This is a genomic window from Brevibacillus reuszeri, from assembly GCF_002897295.1.
GTDB classification, from domain to species: Bacteria; Bacillota; Bacilli; order Brevibacillales; family Brevibacillaceae; genus Brevibacillus; species Brevibacillus reuszeri_A.
Genome location: NZ_BEXF01000040.1, coordinates 1 through 17,752 on the forward strand (window position 1 = coordinate 1; position 17,752 = coordinate 17,752).

General features: G+C 43.9%; 29 protein-coding genes. 4 read left to right on the top strand and 25 right to left on the bottom strand.

Annotated features, from left to right (window positions below):
- Positions 1–137: 137 nt before the first annotated feature.
- Complete coding sequence (locus C3B52_RS32750) at positions 138–680, bottom strand: site-specific integrase (RefSeq protein WP_103110536.1); 543 nt, start codon at positions 678–680, stop codon at positions 138–140.
- Positions 681–741: 61 nt separating this feature from the next.
- Between C3B52_RS32750 and C3B52_RS32755 the strand changes: the two genes are divergently transcribed.
- Positions 742–960 carry a hypothetical protein gene (locus tag C3B52_RS32755; RefSeq protein WP_103110537.1) on the top strand — a complete coding sequence of 73 codons (219 nt, stop codon included), beginning with the start codon at positions 742–744 and terminating at the stop codon, positions 958–960.
- Here C3B52_RS32755 and C3B52_RS32760 read toward each other — a convergent pair.
- From C3B52_RS32760 to C3B52_RS32830, 16 genes are all read right to left on the bottom strand, one after another.
- On the bottom strand, positions 948–1,172 hold the full coding sequence (locus tag C3B52_RS32760; protein WP_103110538.1) for a hypothetical protein: 225 nt from the start codon (positions 1,170–1,172) through the stop codon (positions 948–950). The two genes, C3B52_RS32755 and C3B52_RS32760, sit on opposite strands and share 13 nt — an antisense overlap.
- Positions 1,173–1,196: 24 nt before the next feature.
- Positions 1,197–1,733, bottom strand: a complete 537-nt coding sequence (locus tag C3B52_RS32765) for a Holliday junction resolvase RecU (RefSeq protein ID WP_164685021.1) — start codon at positions 1,731–1,733, stop codon at positions 1,197–1,199.
- A gap of 9 nt (positions 1,734–1,742) precedes the next feature.
- A complete protein-coding gene (locus C3B52_RS32770) occupies positions 1,743–2,432 on the bottom strand; it encodes a Rha family transcriptional regulator (RefSeq protein ID WP_103110539.1) in 690 nt (229 codons plus the stop codon).
- Positions 2,433–2,450: 18 nt separating this feature from the next.
- A complete protein-coding gene (locus C3B52_RS32775) occupies positions 2,451–3,554 on the bottom strand; it encodes a replication protein (RefSeq protein WP_103110540.1) in 1,104 nt (367 codons plus the stop codon).
- 17 nt (positions 3,555–3,571) lie between these two features.
- Entirely contained in the window at positions 3,572–3,940 is a 369-nt protein-coding gene (locus tag C3B52_RS32780; protein WP_235615930.1) for an HNH endonuclease, read from the bottom strand.
- On the bottom strand, positions 3,921–4,097 hold the full coding sequence (locus C3B52_RS36965; protein ID WP_164685022.1) for a hypothetical protein: 177 nt from the start codon (positions 4,095–4,097) through the stop codon (positions 3,921–3,923). Before C3B52_RS36965 ends, C3B52_RS32780 begins: the two co-directional genes overlap by 20 nt.
- Positions 4,094–5,053, bottom strand: a complete 960-nt coding sequence (locus C3B52_RS32785) for a recombinase RecT (protein WP_103110542.1) — start codon at positions 5,051–5,053, stop codon at positions 4,094–4,096. The genes C3B52_RS36965 and C3B52_RS32785 overlap by 4 nt, the downstream gene beginning before the upstream one ends.
- On the bottom strand, positions 5,053–5,922 hold the full coding sequence (locus C3B52_RS32790) for a YqaJ viral recombinase family nuclease (protein WP_103110543.1): 870 nt from the start codon (positions 5,920–5,922) through the stop codon (positions 5,053–5,055). Before C3B52_RS32790 ends, C3B52_RS32785 begins: the two co-directional genes overlap by 1 nt.
- Positions 5,923–5,995: 73 nt before the next feature.
- The gene (locus C3B52_RS32795; RefSeq protein WP_235615931.1) at positions 5,996–6,211 is read right to left on the bottom strand and encodes a hypothetical protein; all 216 of its coding nucleotides are present in this window, start codon (positions 6,209–6,211) and stop codon (positions 5,996–5,998) included.
- Between the two features lie 187 nt (positions 6,212–6,398).
- A complete protein-coding gene (locus C3B52_RS32800; protein ID WP_103110544.1) occupies positions 6,399–6,674 on the bottom strand; it encodes a hypothetical protein in 276 nt (91 codons plus the stop codon).
- Positions 6,655–6,927 carry a hypothetical protein gene (locus C3B52_RS32805; RefSeq protein WP_103110545.1) on the bottom strand — a complete coding sequence of 91 codons (273 nt, stop codon included), beginning with the start codon at positions 6,925–6,927 and terminating at the stop codon, positions 6,655–6,657. The genes C3B52_RS32800 and C3B52_RS32805 overlap by 20 nt, the downstream gene beginning before the upstream one ends.
- Positions 6,928–6,994: 67 nt before the next feature.
- Positions 6,995–7,360, bottom strand: a complete 366-nt coding sequence (locus C3B52_RS32810) for a hypothetical protein (protein ID WP_103110546.1) — start codon at positions 7,358–7,360, stop codon at positions 6,995–6,997.
- 16 nt (positions 7,361–7,376) lie between these two features.
- Complete coding sequence (locus tag C3B52_RS32815) at positions 7,377–7,637, bottom strand: helix-turn-helix domain-containing protein (RefSeq protein ID WP_103110547.1); 261 nt, start codon at positions 7,635–7,637, stop codon at positions 7,377–7,379.
- 126 nt (positions 7,638–7,763) lie between these two features.
- Positions 7,764–8,060: a hypothetical protein gene (locus tag C3B52_RS32820; RefSeq protein ID WP_103110548.1), complete on the bottom strand. Its 297-nt coding sequence runs from the start codon at positions 8,058–8,060 to the stop codon at positions 7,764–7,766.
- Positions 8,061–8,134: 74 nt separating this feature from the next.
- Positions 8,135–8,410 (bottom strand): hypothetical protein, encoded by a 276-nt coding sequence (locus C3B52_RS32825; protein WP_103110549.1) that lies wholly within the window; start codon positions 8,408–8,410, stop codon positions 8,135–8,137.
- A 19-nt stretch (positions 8,411–8,429) separates the two neighbouring features.
- On the bottom strand, positions 8,430–8,684 hold the full coding sequence (locus tag C3B52_RS32830) for a helix-turn-helix domain-containing protein (RefSeq protein WP_164685023.1): 255 nt from the start codon (positions 8,682–8,684) through the stop codon (positions 8,430–8,432).
- 144 nt (positions 8,685–8,828) lie between these two features.
- Between C3B52_RS32830 and C3B52_RS32835 the strand changes: the two genes are divergently transcribed.
- Positions 8,829–9,245, top strand: coding sequence for a helix-turn-helix domain-containing protein (locus tag C3B52_RS32835; RefSeq protein ID WP_164685024.1), 417 nt, complete (start codon positions 8,829–8,831; stop codon positions 9,243–9,245).
- Here C3B52_RS32835 and C3B52_RS36970 read toward each other — a convergent pair.
- The 6 genes from C3B52_RS36970 to C3B52_RS32855 form a co-directional block, all read right to left on the bottom strand.
- Positions 9,231–9,398, bottom strand: coding sequence for a hypothetical protein (locus C3B52_RS36970; RefSeq protein ID WP_164685025.1), 168 nt, complete (start codon positions 9,396–9,398; stop codon positions 9,231–9,233). The two genes, C3B52_RS32835 and C3B52_RS36970, sit on opposite strands and share 15 nt — an antisense overlap.
- A 284-nt stretch (positions 9,399–9,682) precedes the next feature.
- Positions 9,683–10,480 (bottom strand): LytR/AlgR family response regulator transcription factor, encoded by a 798-nt coding sequence (locus tag C3B52_RS32840; RefSeq protein ID WP_164685026.1) that lies wholly within the window; start codon positions 10,478–10,480, stop codon positions 9,683–9,685.
- A gap of 135 nt (positions 10,481–10,615) precedes the next feature.
- Complete coding sequence (locus tag C3B52_RS32845; RefSeq protein WP_103110553.1) at positions 10,616–10,999, bottom strand: LytTR family transcriptional regulator DNA-binding domain-containing protein; 384 nt, start codon at positions 10,997–10,999, stop codon at positions 10,616–10,618.
- 6 nt (positions 11,000–11,005) lie between these two features.
- Positions 11,006–11,131, bottom strand: coding sequence for a hypothetical protein (locus tag C3B52_RS37940; protein ID WP_268811919.1), 126 nt, complete (start codon positions 11,129–11,131; stop codon positions 11,006–11,008).
- Positions 11,132–11,136: 5 nt separating this feature from the next.
- Positions 11,137–11,655, bottom strand: a complete 519-nt coding sequence (locus tag C3B52_RS32850; RefSeq protein WP_164685027.1) for an accessory gene regulator ArgB-like protein — start codon at positions 11,653–11,655, stop codon at positions 11,137–11,139.
- A complete protein-coding gene (locus tag C3B52_RS32855) occupies positions 11,652–12,338 on the bottom strand; it encodes a hypothetical protein (RefSeq protein WP_103110555.1) in 687 nt (228 codons plus the stop codon). Before C3B52_RS32855 ends, C3B52_RS32850 begins: the two co-directional genes overlap by 4 nt.
- Before the next feature lie 133 nt (positions 12,339–12,471).
- On the opposite strand from C3B52_RS32855, the gene C3B52_RS37945 reads away from it, so the two are divergent.
- Positions 12,472–12,705: a helix-turn-helix transcriptional regulator gene (locus C3B52_RS37945; protein ID WP_103110556.1), complete on the top strand. Its 234-nt coding sequence runs from the start codon at positions 12,472–12,474 to the stop codon at positions 12,703–12,705.
- A 138-nt stretch (positions 12,706–12,843) separates the two neighbouring features.
- Positions 12,844–14,406 carry a recombinase family protein gene (locus C3B52_RS32865; protein WP_103110557.1) on the top strand — a complete coding sequence of 521 codons (1,563 nt, stop codon included), beginning with the start codon at positions 12,844–12,846 and terminating at the stop codon, positions 14,404–14,406.
- Here the strand turns inward: C3B52_RS32865 and yhbH are convergent.
- Together yhbH and C3B52_RS32875 are read right to left on the bottom strand one after the other, a co-directional pair.
- Positions 14,403–15,461, bottom strand: a complete 1,059-nt coding sequence (gene yhbH, locus C3B52_RS32870) for a sporulation protein YhbH (RefSeq protein WP_235615932.1) — start codon at positions 15,459–15,461, stop codon at positions 14,403–14,405. The two genes, C3B52_RS32865 and yhbH, sit on opposite strands and share 4 nt — an antisense overlap.
- A 78-nt stretch (positions 15,462–15,539) precedes the next feature.
- Entirely contained in the window at positions 15,540–17,438 is a 1,899-nt protein-coding gene (locus tag C3B52_RS32875) for a PrkA family serine protein kinase (protein WP_103110558.1), read from the bottom strand.
- Between the last annotated feature and the right edge of the window lie 314 nt (positions 17,439–17,752).

A 17,752-nucleotide genomic window follows, 5' to 3' on the forward strand; every position in this document is an offset into this window, starting at 1 on the left:
GTCAGTTCATCTTCCTCTTTATTAAGAAGGTTACTAGCCATCCGATACGCTGCTGAAATTAACCCTTTCAGGTACATCCGTTTGACTTCATTCATGATTTTTAACCTCCAAATTTAACTTAATTGAGACTGTGTATCCTATAGGCTGAAATCCTCTACAGCCTTATCAATCAGGTCTTGCGTAATTCCGATATACTTCAACGTGATCGCTGGATGGCTGTGATTGAAAATCATTTGAAGCGTAGCAATGTCCCTCGTGCGCTGATAAAAATGATATCCAAAGCTTTTACGTAGCGAATGTGTCCCGATCTCGCTGAGTCCAATCTTTCGGGCAGCTCCGTTGAGTATCTGGTAAGCGCGTACTCTGGTTATTGGCTTCGGTCTTTTCTCTGACTTGAACAAAAAGTCATCATCATCCAGTCCTTCTGTATAACCCTGGATGTAACCTCGCAATGTCTTGTTTATCTTGAATCGTTTTGGCTTACCTGTTTTCTTCTCTGTTATCACCAGATGTGTCTTGCCTCGAACATCCCCTACCTTCAAAGGCAGTATGTCGGAGATTCTTAATCCTGTGTTGACACCAAACGTTAGAAGAAATCCATCTCTCGCTGAATTTTCTCTCAACAGTTGCTTGAGCTCATTGAGTTTTTCTTTATCACGGATTGGCTCTACAAAGTTCATTTGAATCCCCCTTTTCTAGTTGCACTTGATTGTGCTACGCTTCCGTCAGGAGCGTGATAACGTGGAAAAGTCGTTTTATTATGCAGTGAATTGGAGTGAAGTTAGCTACCTGAAAGAGGCCCTAGACGCTATGGAGGTGCCTTATTCGATTGAACAACCTTCAGATCGTCTGCAACTGTCGCCAGGTGATGTCGCAGTAGTCTTTCCGGATTTACATGTTCGTGTTTACAATCACATCCGCGAGCTGTTCAACGGTCATGGGCTACGCTATCCTGAGTAGCCCTTTCTCTTCATCGCCTTATCAACCATAATGTTCATACCTATGATTCGTTCTTTTGGCTCAGGCTTCGGTAGGGACTCTAGCCTTGCTCGTTCGTCCTCTGTCATGGGCCGTGTAATGCACTCACCCACAGCAGAGGTGATTTTGTCGTCCCTTCTCCTTGCTCTCATATCCGTACCATATCTATTTGGGGTACGTACTGCTTTGCTCATCTTCCACACTTCCCCTCTCCGCTCTTACGCAGCGTCTATGCCGATAAGCTTGTCCACATGGACCAGATAATCCAGTACAGCTCGATTTGTTTGAGTAACTAGGCATCCATATACTTCAAAGTCCTCGATGGGGATGCTTTTACGTCCGCCGTTTTGAGCATGGAGCATTGCCATTCGAATGAAAGATAACGAGACAAAATAGGTTGCTTTTAACGCTGAAAACTCGATCAAGAGGAAGCATACAGCACCCATTTTTTCTGTTTTCTCCAGGTGCTCAATCTGGTGTTTGCTGATGTTATCAAGATCAAACCTTGTTCTTTCTCGGGTGCTCTTCGCCTCAAAGTAAACAGCTCGCCCACGGTACACCCCATCGTAATCAACAGTCGATTTTTCTTCGAAGTACCCTGATAGAATACGGCTCCCTTTAGTCTTTGTGGGTTTGATCGGTGTTGGCCGCTTATGGATGAGCGCTATTCCAGCGCGTTCGTATTGTTCATTCGTGAAGTTCAGCAGGTCTTCAAATCCTTTACCTCGGTTGGCTTGACTCACTCGCATTCCCATGTCTTCCTCCTAAGCGATCCGTCGTGGCATCCAAGCTTCTACATACCTGATAACTTGTTTTAATTCGGTCCGTTTGACGTCTCGGTAGCTAGCAACAGTCCAACGGTCTTTAATTTCCCGGTACAGCTGCCTGAAGAGTTCTGCTCGACGTCTCGGGTCATGCTCTATTTCGTAAATCTTGCGGGAAACAGCTTTTTGCAGCGTGCGCTGTTCTCCGTGATCCAACGTGATTTGTTCGTCAACCTTTTGCTCTAGTTCAATAAGCTTCTGGCTATGCGTATGAGCGATGGTTTTGACTTCTTCCATCTCCCCAGCAAGCTCAACTGTTAGCTGCAATGACTTGATTAGTGCCTGACGTTCATTCAGTGGCACAACGTTGGATTCTTTATGTGCTCCCAACTCTTCCCGAATCCGATGAAATTCAGAGATGTATTTTTCTTTGAATTCCATTGCCTGATGCCCTGTATATCCCATGACTAAGAGTGTGAATCCTTGTTCAGTCAGAAGGTATTTAGGCTTGTCCCTATTCATTGAGTCCTTGTATGAGATAGGCACGAAATTGTGCCGACCAAATTCTTCACTGCAGCCTAGTTCTCGAATATCCTGGAGAACACGCTTATGTTCCTTGTCAAAGACTTCAGCAACAGTCAGGCTGTCTGTCACTGGTCGTCCATTCTCTATGAAAACAAGTTTGTTCATGATTGCCTCCTTGGTTGTTTATTTTCCAGCAGCTTTATCACGCTTAAGGTTTGCATATAAAGCTGCTAATTCAGGGTCTTCCGAGATATGTTTGCCTCTCTCAAACTGCGTCCCGTTTTTTTCTTGCTCCATTTGCCATTGAACGGTTTGAGGAAGCTTGTCCATCATCGGTACAACATTGTTTCTCCTTGTTTTTTGCTGGGGCTGACTTCGTACGGGCATAGGTTCTGCGTTCTTCCCATTAGCGACAGCCTTACTTCGCTCAAGCTTTTTCCATGCAAACGGCAAGCAGTAATTAACTGACGTTATCTTGTCACTCGGGTATCTTGGCTGATACTGATCAAAAGCTTCGTCTATCGCAGCGAGGAGAAGATCTGGTGTGCCACCGCTTGCAAGGAATGTCTGGATTTTTAGTGGCTCTTCGTTTTTCAGATAGTACATTTGTCCAGTTCGAGTTATCATTTTCTCTTCCACTCGCTGGCATATCATTTCAGCTTCGTTTAGGTCTTCTTCAACGATGGTGTCATTAATCCCGATTGCGCTATGTATCTCGTTCGTAGAAGAAGATATTTTAATAGATTTATTTAAAAGACTTTCTTTAGGCATCTCTCCATCCTTAGAGCCGCAAGGGTTTGGAGAGTTATCCCCATCATATTTTTCATTGTCGTCCGTCATGTTTTTCATTGATCCTGACAATGTTTTATTGCTTTGATCAATGTTTTGTAATAGTGTCGACAATAAAACATTGGTGACCTCAATGTTTTGTAAGCTGTTATTCACTAGCCTTTTCATATGCTCAGAAGAGGCTTTTTTCTTTCGCGGAATCGTCCACTCTTCAAAATTTTTGTTGAACATGATGATTCGAAATTCAGGAAACCACTTTATGATTCTGTTTCCTTCCATGTGCTGCAGTTCCTCGCTTACTACATTCCGATACACGCCAACAGCTTCAAAGTCTGCGTAACTGTCGTACATCCAAGCCTTTTTACCGCATCCCCAGCTAAGCCTTAGTAAGAGGTCAATAACGCTTCTCTGGCGTTTAGAGAAGTCTCTCATTGTGATCTCTTCCCAGAGTGAATGGGCTATTCTGAGATGTGCGTCTGTAGGTTGTGGACTAGCCATTTTTTACTTCCCTCCTCTTATGAAACGTCCATCTTATAGAGAGGCAGGAGCACTCGTTGTTGATACTCCACAAATGCTTGTCGACCAGCTCGCGTATTGTGAGCCTTCCAGTGGCACGTTCCCGTTTGTGTAACCGGACCGCATGCGAGAGCAACGTTCCACTGCTCTCCAGTACCTCCCTGGCTTCTGAATAGGATGTGGTGTGCCTCTAGCGTCCAAACTTGCCTTGCAGACTTCCTGCAAATCACGCAGCAGGCTTTATCCCGTTCCCATACCTCATCCAGTACGTCAGCAGTGATTTTGCCTCGCTCTTTTTGCTTCTTCACACGACGCTTATGTTTTGGTTTTTGTACTGAACGAACTTCATCAAACATGCCCATTTTCATCACCTTGCCTTCGTGCAAGCACTCTGTATTGGTTGATCAAGAGTGGTATCCATCCCGGATAATTCCGCGCCATATATGCTTTCGCAAACCGCTTTAACGTCTCTGGATCGTCATACAGCCGATACAAGTCCGGGAGGGGAAACCATCGTTCTATCATTTCTCAGCTACCTCTTGTTCAGGTTCTTCTTGTTCAGGTTCTTCTTGCTCCTGTTCTACTACTTTGTAATCCACGTCAAAGATGTTGTCTGATTCAATCCCGTTATCTTTTCTCAGCTTCAGCACTGCTTCATCAGTCGCTAGCTTCTCTTGTACCTCAATGCTGATCGGCATATATTTTGCCATTTCTTTGATGCACGTTTTCTTGCACATGCTTTCAAAGTGATCTTTCCATGTACCAATTAATTTTCCGTCTTTCTTTGACTTAGAGTGAACCATCGCATGTTTCAAACACTGCTCCGCTGTCATAGTAACGAAATCAAACGATCCATCTTTTAATCGATACGCAGAATAGTAACGAACTGGTTTTCCTTCATCCTTCGCACTGCGCTCTCTAATAGCTGATATTGCTTGCGCCATCATGATTTCCATGAAATCGTCTTTATTAGGAACAAAGTTCTCAAGGTGATGCAGCATATCGAAAGGAACATGGATGAGACGCTTGTCCTCTCCTTTGATATAAATAAACAGGTCATTCTCGTAGACCGTCTCTGCATATATTTTCGATACATCCCCAGTACGACGAATCAAATCAATCTGTCCTTTGTAACCAATCTGGAATTGGCATTCCATGAATCCTTGCTTATTTTTGTACGGAACAAGGTAGGCATGACCGATTAGGTTAGGCTCAAGCCCCAAGGTTGCGCAGTTCATAACTGCTCCTACAATAGATGCTGGCGTGCATTCAGCCAGTAATGGCGTCCTGCTGATAGCGGTTAATGTGATACGCGCTAAACGCTCTGGTGTCATATGCTTTGGAACGAGTGATTTTATTGCTTGAAAGTTATCGGCAAGCTCCTTTTTGATGACAGCATTAAAATTTTCAGCTTTTGTCATCGTACGCTGAGCCAATTGCCCGGCTAAATTCGACTGATTGACTGTCTTGGATTCCGACATTACTCATCGCCTCCAATCACGCGGAATGTACGTCCACGTTTTCCCGTTTTCCATGTGAAGCAAAGATCCCCCTGAAAGTATGCTCTTTCACTTGTTTGCATGTAGCCCTTGATTTGGTTCTTGGCTGCTTCTTCTCGTTGCTCCGCAATGCTTTTATCGGCCCTAGCTTGGTGTAATTCTTGGATGATCGGATATGCATCTTCTGGGAGCTCAATTGAGGAATCTGGTGCTGATTCTGCGAAAGTAGTCTTGAGGTACTCCGTGTCCTGATGAGAAAAGGCTGGGGGCATTTTAGCCATCACATGATCTTCCCAGAACCCCTTTTCGATGGTGATCAAATTCTTGATTAACTCTTCATCACGCTCAATCACTCTCCATTGGAGATCCCATCCACCGATCAGAACGACGATAAACCACCTGTCTGCACCTGTAACAGCCATGTAATGATTGCATTGGAGAATGTACTCTGTAGGAGCCTGTGTACCGGACCAGTCGTCTTTGCAATATTCAGATGTGTTCTTGCACTCTAAACCTGCGTTAAGCCCTGGTAACCAGCGGTCAATGTTTGCCAACATGAATGGGTGCTCAGGATGTTGGAATATTGCATTTTGCCGCCACACCTTATATCCGGTGTCCTCGGCAAACCAATCAGCGATAACAGGCTCCAGTTTACGACCTGCTTTCATCTTTGGATTGTCTTCAACTGGCGGTAGTTCACCTAATTTCTCTAGATAAACTCCCATAGGAGATTTGTATCGGCTCATTCCACAAATGGCCGCAGCATCAGATCCACCAATACCTAAACGACGATATTCAAGCCAGTCTGCATGCTGCATGTTTAGTGTGTTAACCAAGCGTAAAGCTTGCATTTCCCGTGCCTCCCTCTTGTTTTTTAGGGGTAATCACGCTAAGCTATAAGCAATCGAAATTCTTTTAGGTGTTTCATTCAGACTCCGTTGCCGCGGAGTCTTTCTCGTTGTCCAGGTTGACGTTTTCGAGGCTTGTCCAAAATTTTTCTCCCCTAAAATCACGCACCTGTACATCAATACCGTGATAGCTTTCGTTCGCATCCACGATGGTGATTTTTTGTTTTAATGTCCCTGTTTGCCCAATCAGATCGTTACGCTTCTTGTGTTTTATGGGTCCATACCATCCCACAATGTTCCCTCCTTTCTTGGTCACGAGGCTGCCGCGCCCCATCCTCTACGCGACCGTTGCAGCTCCAATGACTGCGCCACCATTTGCCTCGTTGTATATGTTTCTGGAGTTTTCTTGTTCCAGGGAGGTTCGAGCCTCCTTGCAAAATCAGTTCAACTGGTTCTGCAAGCAGGGCCGAAGCCCGCATTCATACAAGTCTTTTCATTTCTCTTTTCTGTTCTTGTACAGCATCCCAATTATCTTGAGCAGAAAAGTCGTCCTTGAACTCCCAAATGCTCTCTAGCTCGCTCTGTAGCTCTGATGCTGCTGCATCCGTTCTATCCTCCAGCTCAAGCATTAGCTTCTTTATCTCGTCCTCCAGCGCTTCATTGGATACGTCAAAAGCTAATAGTTCTTGTTGCTTCTGGCGTATGGGCTCAGTTCGTTCAACATGTTCAGGAAAATCAAGCAGTTGCGCGTTCAAGATGAATTTCCTCCTTCACTTGTTCAGGAATTATGACTGGCTCCAGCTTGTTTAAAAAATCACGGAGGCGGCAAATCTCTTCCCAGTTTTGAAGTACAATTTCCTGCGGGTCTTCCCAGCCATCCCCACCCTTCAAAACGGATAAATCAGAGATTTTCAACGTTCCATTTTCTTGATATGACACCCAGCGATCCCATTTTGGATCAACGTTATCTATCGCAACATTATCTTTACCCGAAGACGATTTATTCATGGGCTTGTCCTCCTGTATGAAGTTGTGGTATTCTTCCAGTACATTAGTTTTTTCTCGTAGCCGTCTGTTAGCCGCAGGCGGTTATTTCTTTATATCGAGCTGCAATGCTACTGATCATCGCTTGTTCACGAGCTTGTTTAATCTCCGTAACCTTATCTGCAATTCTTCTATCACAGATGGGATTCAGGGCCATACCTCTTCGTTCTGTTCTGTCAGCACGTTCACGAAGTGATTTGATAATCCATCCCAACTCTTCCTCATCAACTGGTTCTTGACGTTTTACTTTGGTTGCGAGTATCCACCGTTTATTCTTTAGAAGATCAACAGATGTTAACGTTTCGCATCTTGCTGCTTCTATCAGAGCTGTGTGTACGATGTCGCGGTCTGCACTCGACAATAGTGACAATGTTTCTGGTCCCAGATATGCAGTCATTTTCCTTCTCTCCTTTCTAGATCAACCAAAATGTGAACATCATACCCATAACGTTCTGTAGAATTGACAACCCATCCACACCGTATAAACAAGCAACAACAACCTCTCTTGAACTTGTAGCTTCTGCCCATTTAACCAGCGTTGGTACGTCGAGTAGTTTTTTACCTGACTCCAATTTGCTTACACAGCTCCGGGCAATATGCAGTTTTTCTGCAAGTTGATCTTGGGTCATTTTTGACCGTACCCGGCACGCTTTCAAAATCGCACCGAACTCCATGATTCATTTCATCCTTTCATTCATTGAATGTTCCAAATCGGAACAAAAGAGCAAGTATGAGAACACACAAGCAATTCCCTACGGTGTAAGATGAAGTTAGCTCATCTTCCAGACTCCCCCTCGTGCTCACGATGGGGTGTTCTTTTTATCTAAGAAGTCTATGAACACCCTGATACTTCTTTCGCTCATTCGGTTGGTATCAAGTGATGTATAGTGCTTCATGGATACAGAACATATTTGCGAGAAACTAATCAGTTCTGATCCGTCTGTAAGTAGTACATGTTTTACGTAAAGGTCATTCGAGAGCGCAGTAACATCATTTTTCAACACGATAATCTCGATGTTTTTTGCTGCAAGAACGCTTACTTGCTTTTCAACTGCTTCATCAAGTTCGGGAAACTGCACTTGGTTGATTTCAGACATTAGTATCACCTCGCTTTCATCACACAACTGTATATAGCAGAAGGCTTGTCCTGTGAAGCACCGGTTTCCCGGTACTACGCGCTATCTACGTTTCGCTCAGCTTCAAGTTTGGCGACGTGGATCAGGCCAGCTATCCGAGCCTTTTTAAAACGTTGCACTTCTGGTAAGGAGTCGTTTTCAATCCACCAACGCTCTTGCTCATCAGGAGTCATAAACGGCAATGCTGAACGAATTTTGATCGTCGTGTTGCCTACTTGCATTTCGTACGTCGGTCTCTTTAACGGATCGTGATCTACTTCCATGCTCATCCCCTCCCCTTTATAAAGGGTATGAGCAACAGCTTGTCTCATTGTTGTCGAACCTCCTTTTTTAAGCTGTTTGTTGTTTACTACCAGAACAACTAACCGATTCGTTTAGTTTAGGGTCAAAAAAAACTCTCGGATCTACCCCCAATGCTTCTGCGATGACTTGCAATCTATCCGTACTTATTGGAGATCGACCAATTGATAAATAGTGATACCCCATCGATGACATGCCTAATTTCTTTGCTAAAAACGACTTGGTGATACCCTTTTCTATCCTGATTTGTTCGATTCGTTCGTGTACTAAAATCAACTTTCTCACCTCGCATATAAACGTTTCGTTTAGTTCTTGTCACTATAGTAATATAAACGAAACGTTTAGTCAATATGCTTTATAAACTTTTTGGTTATAATATTAAACGGTGCGTTTATGCGTGATAGACTATAGTCAATGGGGGTGAGTGCTTTGACTCTTGGTGAAAAACTGAAGAAACTCAGGGAAACACATCGTTGGACTCAAGGAGAAGCAGCTAAGAGACTTGGTATATCATCTCAAGTGGTTTCGAATTACGAAAGAGATTACAGGTCTCCTGATAAGGATACATTGTCAAAAATTGCAACAGTATACGAATGTTCACTTGATTGGCTTCTAGGATTATCTGATGATCCTAATCCAATACGTCCAACCGGAATAAAAAATGATATTGTTGCGGAACCGAGCGCGGAATACGATTATAGGAGTGATCCCACAGTATCAGGGGAACTCAGGGAGCTTTTAGACACTCTCGTAACACTGCCAGAAAATGAACGAAAGCGAATAATCGAGCAAGCGCTAGTCTTTGCTGCGGGATTAAAAGCAAAGAACCAATCATCTGAGAAGTGATGATTGGTTCTTTTTTATTTCCTGTACGATCTCTGCAGCTTCCTCGTTGTTTATGTTTTCCAGAAGACTGTTTATTGCATTCACAACGTCTTTTGTAATATCTCTAAACTGCTCATCGCCTTTAATTTCTTCCATTGCTAGCGGTCCAATCATCATTTCTCCCCCCAACAAATGTTGATCATTTTATGTATGTATTTAGTTTAAATCAGAAATGTCGCAATTTCATTTTTTGTGACACGTAAAAAAGTGGTGTATTGTCTACACCACTCATGTTAGCACGAATATTGTCGCTGCGAATGTCGATTCACTACCTATTTAGAACCATTCACTATGACATGAAACCGTTTCACACACCATCGGGTTCGTTTCACACCCTAACGAAATGATTTCACCCTACGGCGAAAGCTTTTCGCACCCTAGTGAAGTGATTTCGCCTCCTAGTGAACTGGTTTCAGTGTCATAAATGGTTCTAATATCCTTTTAAATGTGCCATTGCTATTTAATAACAGCTTCACCAACCGCTTACCTTCGCTGCTGATAATCAATTTGGTTCCGTCTGACAATGTGATTTCCTCTTCGTCATCGTAAGAACTGATATGTTCAACATTCACCAAGTGAAACCGTGATAACTTCATAAAATTGGTGTTCTCTAAAAATTCCTCATATACCTTCAGAGAGAAATCGGTTTGGCAAGGTTCAGCCTTCCCTTTAATATGGATTAAGCATCCTGGCGTTTGCGTCTCAATATACAGCACCTGAGACCCAAGAAGTTGTTTTAATGTGCCGCCGTTAAAGGTAGGTATTACGACCCCATTGCTGTTTTGTACTTCCTTGAAGAAAGAGTAGCGTTGTAACTTGTTAATCGCCATGTTTATTCGATTGAAATCGTAAAGCAGCCCTTTACTGACTACATCAACAATCCCGACCATATATGATTCAAATGCGTCGACATCTTCGCCGGTTAGAATAATGGCTGGAAGATCATACCCTTGGCTTTGCAGCATGGTATACGCTTGAATACCTGTTATAGAGTTGGTCCCAAGATTAAAATCGAGGACAAGGCAATTTATTTTTTTGTTCTCTTTTACGATTCTCCACATTTCATCTACATTCGATGCTGTGAAAACCTCTTTTACATGATCATTAAACAGTAACAACTTGCTGGATATACCTCGGTAAACAGCATTGTCCTCTACCAGTAATACATGCAAATCATGCCCCTCTGCTTTTAACACTATAGTTCCTCCTCTTCTAACGATTAAGGAAGATGATAGCATCAAATGAATTGGATGTATCTGACAGTTGAGGCATGCTCCGATTAGCATTTACTTACAAAATTCCTAATAATATACTAATGCAAAAAAAACAGATCACTTAGAATCTCCAGTGATCTGTCCCAATGTTTTCTTTAACTTTCTGTACTTCTTTCTGGAGATTGTTGTACTGGTTCCGTCAGGAAAAAAAGCAAGTATTTGATCCATATGTTCCTCGATCCTGACTATTGCCTGCACATTGACAACATTCACAGTATCCAGAGATAAAAATCCATAATCACGCCAGGCATTTTTAATCCCATCAAGAGTATTCACTTGCTGGAATTCTCCATAACGAGTGTGAAAAATGAGAATCCGAGTAGACGAGTTTGGCGGGCGAAATGAAGTAACAAAGTAAATATCATTGAACAGAAAATCCCGATACTCAATGACCTTACCGTTTTCAACCCTGATACCCGTTATCTTAATCGTTTCTGACACTCAGCATCACTTATTCTTGTTGAGTTCTTTTGGTAAATCTGGTGCGCCGATAAAGCCTTTAAAAACCACTGCAAATGCAACAGAAGTCATTCCTAAAATGTTTGAAGCCCATTTCGCTGCTGTCTTTTTCATAGTTGTCACCTCCTTCCTCGGAACGGGATTAAGAGAAGAGCTTGAGCTAACATAGACAACGCTATGGATTCGTTAGAATAGATAAGACTGCTCAGAACCAATACAATCGAGATGGATTTGAATAATGGATAAAGCCTTTTGGGGATGTTATTTTTTTCGCCGTTATGAGGTGATAAGACAGCCACCAACAGCAGCGTAAACAAATTTACGAAGATAACATAGTTATCGTCTAATGGAATGAACGGAATAAGTACAAACAAACCTGTTGAGACAACGAAGCAAATCGTCAAGTTTCTCGCATGGTGACCACCAGAGGCCATTCTAAGAATAGCAAAAGAAAAAATGGATAAGAAAGTATCCCAGGTTGTCCCTAGAAAGAAAGCGATCACTAATGAAGTGCCAATAACTGCAAATGTATTGATTAGGATAGATAGTGAATATGCCATGATTTCCACGCTATTTGTTTCGATAGGATTTGCATGCTTTATTTTGTGTGCAATTCTTATTGCCAACGCTTCAATCAAATGTCTTCCCCTTCCTTCCTGTATGCGATAACTAGCATCAACACCAGGATAACTACTATAGCCATAGTGACGAATTCCCACTGATTATGATAGTGGAAAAGCCAATACAGAATGCCCGAGAACACTAGTGAACTACATACTACCCCTAAAAACATAAGGAAGTCGTGACCTCTCAAACTGAAACGCACATCAACATCATGCGGTGGGCACGTGATAAATGAGAAACCAAGATTAAACTGATACAACACCCAACATATGAGCAGGCACACTACTTGTCCTGATACTTGAACCAAGTACGTTCCGTATCCAATGTTTTGCTGAATGTCTTCAAGCGATATCATCCCTAGCGAAATCATTTGAGGGTAAATTACGAGTTGAACTAAATCAAAAATAAGGTAACCTACTGCTGGTATCATTAGTGAATCAAATAACTTTACTTTCAAAAGATACCGAAAAAACAGTACGATAAGTCCATATTGAATGATCATGTCTAGTTCTGGAAATCCGACTAAAATCCGTATTATGTAAGAGCAACAAGTAAGAATAAAGGCAATTAGTCCTATTTCCCGTTTGTACCAGCTGATAGGAAAACGAAATACTTTAAATCCCAGTGCAACAATTGCAATTCCATCTAAAAATCCTAGGGTTAGATACAGAATGATATCCAATGCTAAGTCACCCACTGGTAATTATTTTCCTTTAGTATAACTTTACCAGTAGACAAGATTCCACCTTAACAGCCACGAAATAAATGAAGCATCGAACTATTTTGATGCTAAAATATTCCTGTGATCACTTTTTTATCTCGGAGGAGCTATGGCTTTTAAAGTCGGACGCTGCCTTCTTCCCGATATTCTAGATGATCTAGGGTGGACCAACCAAGACCTTGCCTTAAAGACTGGCTATTCCCGTCAGCGGATATCTGACTGGTGTCGTAATCGGTATGTCATGCACCCTAAGAACATGAAGACCATTGCTGTGGCTGTGAGAAAGCCAATGGAATCACTTTATGAATGGATCGAAGTCGAGGAAGAAGGCGGCAAGGAGTAGGCCCAATTGGGTCTACTGTCCGACCTTGTACGCGTTTTCGCGTACAATTATAGTATATCATCATGCATACCAACAAGGTGATTCATTTTCCAGCACCTCCCTTTATGATTCTTGCTATAATCATAGGGAGGTGATTTCATGAGCCGCCCTACTCACTTGGACGTATTCGTATATTTGCGGAAAAGCAGAAAAGACGTTGAAGAGGAACGGAAAGCTCTAGAGAGCAGCACTCCGTTTGATACCTTAGCAAAGCACCGGCGCGAGCTGCTTGAGTTGAACCGACGTGAAGGACATAATGTTATTGGTATTTTTGAGGAAATAGTTTCTGGAGAATACCTTTCGGAGCGCCCGGAGGCCCAAGAAATGCTCCGGCAGATCGAGGATGGATTGGTTGAGGGTGTAGTTGTTATGGACCTGGATCGTCTCGGCCGTGGTGACATGATCGATGCCGGGACTATTTTCCGTGCCTTCAAGTTCTCAGAAACACTTATCATCACGCCTACAGAAGTTATTGACTGTAATGCAGAAGGCGCGGAGCTGCTGTTTGGGGTAAAATCCATCATTGCTCGTGAAGAGTTAAAGCAGATCAATAAACGTCTGCAAGGCGGTCGTAGACGATCAGCCAAGGATGGTAAATCGATCACACGTAGACCTCCGTATGGATATGATCGTGATGAAAATCTTAAATTAATCCCTAACCCAGTAGAAGCACCCATCGTCAGAAAAGTCTTTGAACTAATGGCTAACGGTTATGGTCGACAAGCTGTTGTTAAACATCTTGACTCCCTTGGAGTAAAGCCACCAGAGGGGGACTTATGGGAGCAGTCAACTGTATCTCATATAGTCAAAAATGAGGCTTATTTGGGGCATATCATCTGGGGTAAAGAGAAACACATGAAAAGAAATGGCAAAAGGGTTAGAAAAAAAGTGCCTCCAGAATTATGGATTCGTCACGAAAATGCTCATGAAGCCATTGTTACTCAAAAGGAATTTGACGATGCGAACACAGCCTTAAGAGACCGTTGGAGAACTCCCACAAAAGAGGGGGTCTCCCTGAGTAATCCTCTGGCCGGAATTATTAAGTGCGGCATATGTGAACGCGCGCTTTTTCTGATGAGATCACCTAACCGACCAAATGCACAATTACGCTGCATAAATCCAAGATGCCAAACAATCCAAAAAGGTGCTCTATTACCCATCATTGAACAACGAGTCCTCCAAGCTCTCGAAACCTTGGCTGACAAGTCTCGACTCTCTGAAAATGAAGTAGCAGCTTCTATGCATGAAAAAAAGGAAGATATGTTAGAGACTAAACAAAAGCAAATAGCCGTATTAAATAAAGAACTTGCAGATTTAAATTCTATGCGGGAGACTGCTTTTGAAATGCTAGAAAAAAAGATATACAGTGAAGAAGTTTTCCTTCAAAGGCATAAAAGCATTTCGGACAAGCTTAGAGAAGCAGAAGCTAGCATTTCACGCTTGCAAAAAGAATGTGCTGAAGAGTTGCATCGTAGAGAGCATCAGCAAACTATCATCCCAAAAGTTCGTTCAGTGCTCGAGAATTACAATAGCATGGAAGACATGGAACAAAAAAATCACCTTCTCAAGTCAATCCTTGAAAAGGTGCTATACATCCGAAAAAAAGAATGGACGAAAAAAGATCAATTTGAACTTGAAATAATTCCAAGGTTCCCTGTCTAAGCGGGAGCCTTTTGTATATATGATAAAGATGTATACTGATTGACCTCTCCATATCCGAACATATTGCACCGCTCCATGAGCTCCTTCACCAGCTTGACGCAGCGCTCGTTGTCAGAGGTGAGGTTGTCGCCATCTGAGAAGTGGAACGGATAAATATTGTACTGAGATGTCGGGTAACGGCTATCGATGATCTCCAACGCTTTTTTGTAGGCAGAGGAGCAAATGGTTCCCCCGCTTTCACCTTTGGAGAAAAAGGTATCCTCGGTCACTTCCTTGGCATCGGTATGGTGAGCGATAAAGACGATCTCCACTTTCTCATACTTGGTGCGCAGGAAACGGACCATCCAGAAAAAGAAGCTGCGGGCAATATACTTCTCGAACACGCCCATGGAGCCTGACGTATCCATCATCGCGATGATGACTGCGTTGGAGTGGGGCTTGATGATTTCCTCCCACGTCTTAAAGCGCAGGTCCTCATCAGTGATGCCGAGCTCCAGATCGCTGTAGCCTGCCAGCGCATTGCGCCTGATCGCCGCGATCAAGGTCCGCTTCTTGTCGATATTGCCCATTAAGCCCTTTTTCCGTACATCGTTGAAGCGAGTCTCTTCAATGACGATTTGATCCTCGTCTTTTCGTTGCAGATTCGGCAGCTCCAGCTCAGCGAATAGCATCTCCTGCAATTCTTCCACACTGATCTCTGCCTCATAGTAATCCACACCAGGCTGATCGCCCGCTCCTTGCCCTTTTCCTGGACCTTGAGCCTGATCTCCGTCCTTGGCTACTACGTCTCCAACCTTGCTGTTCCCTTTTCCTTGACCGCCATGCTTCCCCTTTTGGAAGTTAAAACGCAACCGGTACTCATCCAGAGAGCGAATAGGGATCTTGATTACTTCCCGACCGTTCGACATGATGATATTTTCTTCGCTGACGAGATCGGGCAAATTTTTCTTGATCGCTTCTTTCACTTTTTCCTGGTGTCGATTTTGGTCCTGGTACCCTTTGCGGTGCAGCGACCAGTCTTCCCGGGAGACAATGAACGATGAAGAATCTTCCATGCCGTCTCCTCCTAGTAACTGGCGCAATCCGCGCCGATTATGAAATGCTCGATAAGCCATAAGACTTGGCTGTGTAGGTTATCGGTTCAACAGACTGCCGACGTAGCGGAGCAGCTCATTGGCGCATACCGGGCAGTAATGATGCTCTTCGATGAGGCGCTTTGTCACCTCATTGATCTTTTTGAGCTGATGCTCATCCGGGGTCTTATTCGAAGTCGTGATTTTTACGACATCCTTCAGATCAGCAAACAGCTTTTTCTCAATGGCTTCACGCAGTCGGTCGTGTGTGCTGTAGTCAAAACGCTTGCCTTTGCGTGCATAGGCAGAAATTCGGATGAGAATTTCTTCGCGGAATGCCCGTTTGGCATTTTCCGAGATGCCGATTTGCTCCTCGATGGAACGCATCAGGCGCTCATCTGGGTCCATCTCCTCGCCAGTGACCGGATCACGCAGCTTATTCATATTGCAGTACGCTTCGACATTATCCAAATAGTTATCCATGAGCGTTTTCGCGGACTCTTCGTAGCTGTAGACAAACGCTTTTTGCACTTCTTTTTTCGCCAGCTCATCATATTCCTTGCGTGCACTGGAAATGAAGTTCATGTACCGCTCACGCTGTTCTTTCGTGATCGATGGATGCTGGTCGAAGCCTTCCTTCAGCGCCCGGAGAATATCCAACGCATTGATGCACTCAGTATCGCGTCTGATCAGGGCACTGGAAATGCGGTTAATGACGTAGCGCGGGTCGATTCCCGCCATTCCCTCGTCAGCATGCTCGTTTCGCAGCTCTTCCAGATCGGCTCCCTTAAAGCCTTCGACAGATTCGCCATCATACAAGCGCATTTTCTTCAGCAAATCAGCACCCTGCTTTTTCGAATCCTTCAATCTGGTCAAAATCGAGAAAATAGCCGCGGAACGAAGCGCATGTGGAGCGATGTGCACGTGCCCCAAGTCAGATTGCTTGATCAGCTTCGAATATATTTTTTCCTCATCGCTAACGCGCAGGTTATATGGCATCGGCATGACGATAATCCGTGACTGGAGCGCTTCGTTTTTCTTGTTGGCAATAAATGCTTTGTACTCCGATTCATTCGTATGGGCAACGATCAGCTCATCAGCTGAAATAAGTGCAAAACGGCCTGCCTTGAAGTTTCCTTCTTGTGTCAGAGACAGCAAATGCCAGAGAAATTTCTCGTCGCATTTGAGCATTTCCTGGAACTCCATCAACCCACGGTTCGCTTTGTTTAATTCGCCATCGAAGCGATAGGCACGCGGGTCAGATTCAGAACCGTACTTGGTAATCGTTGAAAAGTCAATGCTCCCTGTCAGATCGGCGATATCCTGTGATTTTGGATCGGAAGGACTAAAGGTACCAATCCCCACACGGTTTGCCTCCGAGAAGAGAATCCGGCATACAGGGAAATCTTCAATGCGCCCGCCATACTCTTTTTCCAGCCGCATCCGGTTATATGGAGTCAGCTCGCCTTCGATCTTGATCCCCAGCTCTTCTTCTATTTCTGGCCGCAGGTCATGCGGAATCAAGTGCAATGGCTCCTCCTGCATCGGACAACCTTCCAATGCATAGATCGCGCCTTCCTCTGTGCGGGAGTATTCTTCCAATCCACGCTTGAGCATGGTGACCAATGTCGATTTCCCTCCACTGACTGGCCCCATCAAGAGCAAAATCCGCTTGCGAACATCCAAACGGCGTGCTGCGGAGTGGAAATATTCCTCAACCAGGCGCTCTACGGAGCGATCAAGACCGAAGATTTCCCGACTAAAAAATTGATACGAGCGGGTGCCATCCTCGTTCTCCTCTACACCAGCGCCTTTGATCATGTTGTAGACGCGTGAATGAGCCGTCTGTGCAATTTCTGGATTTTTTCGAACCAATTGCAAATATTCGGCAAACGTGCCTCTCCACATCAGGTTTTCTTCTCGGGCCCGGTGCTCAGCGATCCGTTTTAAAATGTCCATGTTCGACACTCCTCCCTCATAAGCCCCTCTCTCTTCCCCAACGACAATGTACTCTCATGTATATGTCCGCCTGCGGTCACGCATTCGTGCGTAAGTCCGTTTTCTTCGGTTGCCAACAGGCTCGTAAAGCCTTTACATATTTGTATGCGAGACATCCGCACAAGTTTCAGCAATCTTCCCATAAAAATCGGGAGGAGTGTGTAGCAGTTCATTTATTAAGGATGAATTACAGAAATGTAAGGTTCATTCTTTGTTTCGTAAGCTAAATCGATGGTTTACATATTCTTGATCGGTATAAACTATATACAAGAGCA

Bases quoted from the DNA above. Each gene is read 5' to 3' on its own strand.
- C3B52_RS32760 (WP_103110538.1), bottom strand. From the start codon at position 1,172: ATGAGCAAAGCAGTACGTACCCCAAATAGATATGGTACGGATATGAGA.
- C3B52_RS32775 (WP_103110540.1), bottom strand. From the start codon at position 3,554: ATGGCTAGTCCACAACCTACAGACGCACATCTCAGAATAGCCCATTCA.
- C3B52_RS32825 (WP_103110549.1), bottom strand. From the start codon at position 8,410: ATGAGACAAGCTGTTGCTCATACCCTTTATAAAGGGGAGGGGATGAGC.
- C3B52_RS32865 (WP_103110557.1), top strand. From the start codon at position 12,844: ATGAGCCGCCCTACTCACTTGGACGTATTCGTATATTTGCGGAAAAGC.
- C3B52_RS32815 (WP_103110547.1), bottom strand. From the start codon at position 7,637: ATGGAGTTCGGTGCGATTTTGAAAGCGTGCCGGGTACGGTCAAAAATG.
- C3B52_RS32750 (WP_103110536.1), bottom strand. From the start codon at position 680: ATGAACTTTGTAGAGCCAATCCGTGATAAAGAAAAACTCAATGAGCTC.
- C3B52_RS32810 (WP_103110546.1), bottom strand. From the start codon at position 7,360: ATGACTGCATATCTGGGACCAGAAACATTGTCACTATTGTCGAGTGCA.
- C3B52_RS32805 (WP_103110545.1), bottom strand. From the start codon at position 6,927: ATGAATAAATCGTCTTCGGGTAAAGATAATGTTGCGATAGATAACGTT.
- C3B52_RS36965 (WP_164685022.1), bottom strand. From the start codon at position 4,097: ATGATAGAACGATGGTTTCCCCTCCCGGACTTGTATCGGCTGTATGAC.
- C3B52_RS37945 (WP_103110556.1), top strand. From the start codon at position 12,472: ATGGCTTTTAAAGTCGGACGCTGCCTTCTTCCCGATATTCTAGATGAT.
- C3B52_RS37940 (WP_268811919.1), bottom strand. From the start codon at position 11,131: ATGAAAAAGACAGCAGCGAAATGGGCTTCAAACATTTTAGGAATGACT.
- C3B52_RS32875 (WP_103110558.1), bottom strand. From the start codon at position 17,438: ATGGACATTTTAAAACGGATCGCTGAGCACCGGGCCCGAGAAGAAAAC.
- C3B52_RS36970 (WP_164685025.1), bottom strand. From the start codon at position 9,398: ATGATTGGACCGCTAGCAATGGAAGAAATTAAAGGCGATGAGCAGTTT.
- yhbH (WP_235615932.1), bottom strand. From the start codon at position 15,461: ATGGAAGATTCTTCATCGTTCATTGTCTCCCGGGAAGACTGGTCGCTG.
- C3B52_RS32785 (WP_103110542.1), bottom strand. From the start codon at position 5,053: ATGTCGGAATCCAAGACAGTCAATCAGTCGAATTTAGCCGGGCAATTG.
- C3B52_RS32820 (WP_103110548.1), bottom strand. From the start codon at position 8,060: ATGTCTGAAATCAACCAAGTGCAGTTTCCCGAACTTGATGAAGCAGTT.
- C3B52_RS32770 (WP_103110539.1), bottom strand. From the start codon at position 2,432: ATGAACAAACTTGTTTTCATAGAGAATGGACGACCAGTGACAGACAGC.
- C3B52_RS32765 (WP_164685021.1), bottom strand. From the start codon at position 1,733: ATGGGAATGCGAGTGAGTCAAGCCAACCGAGGTAAAGGATTTGAAGAC.
- C3B52_RS32780 (WP_235615930.1), bottom strand. From the start codon at position 3,940: ATGAAAATGGGCATGTTTGATGAAGTTCGTTCAGTACAAAAACCAAAA.
- C3B52_RS32790 (WP_103110543.1), bottom strand. From the start codon at position 5,922: ATGCAAGCTTTACGCTTGGTTAACACACTAAACATGCAGCATGCAGAC.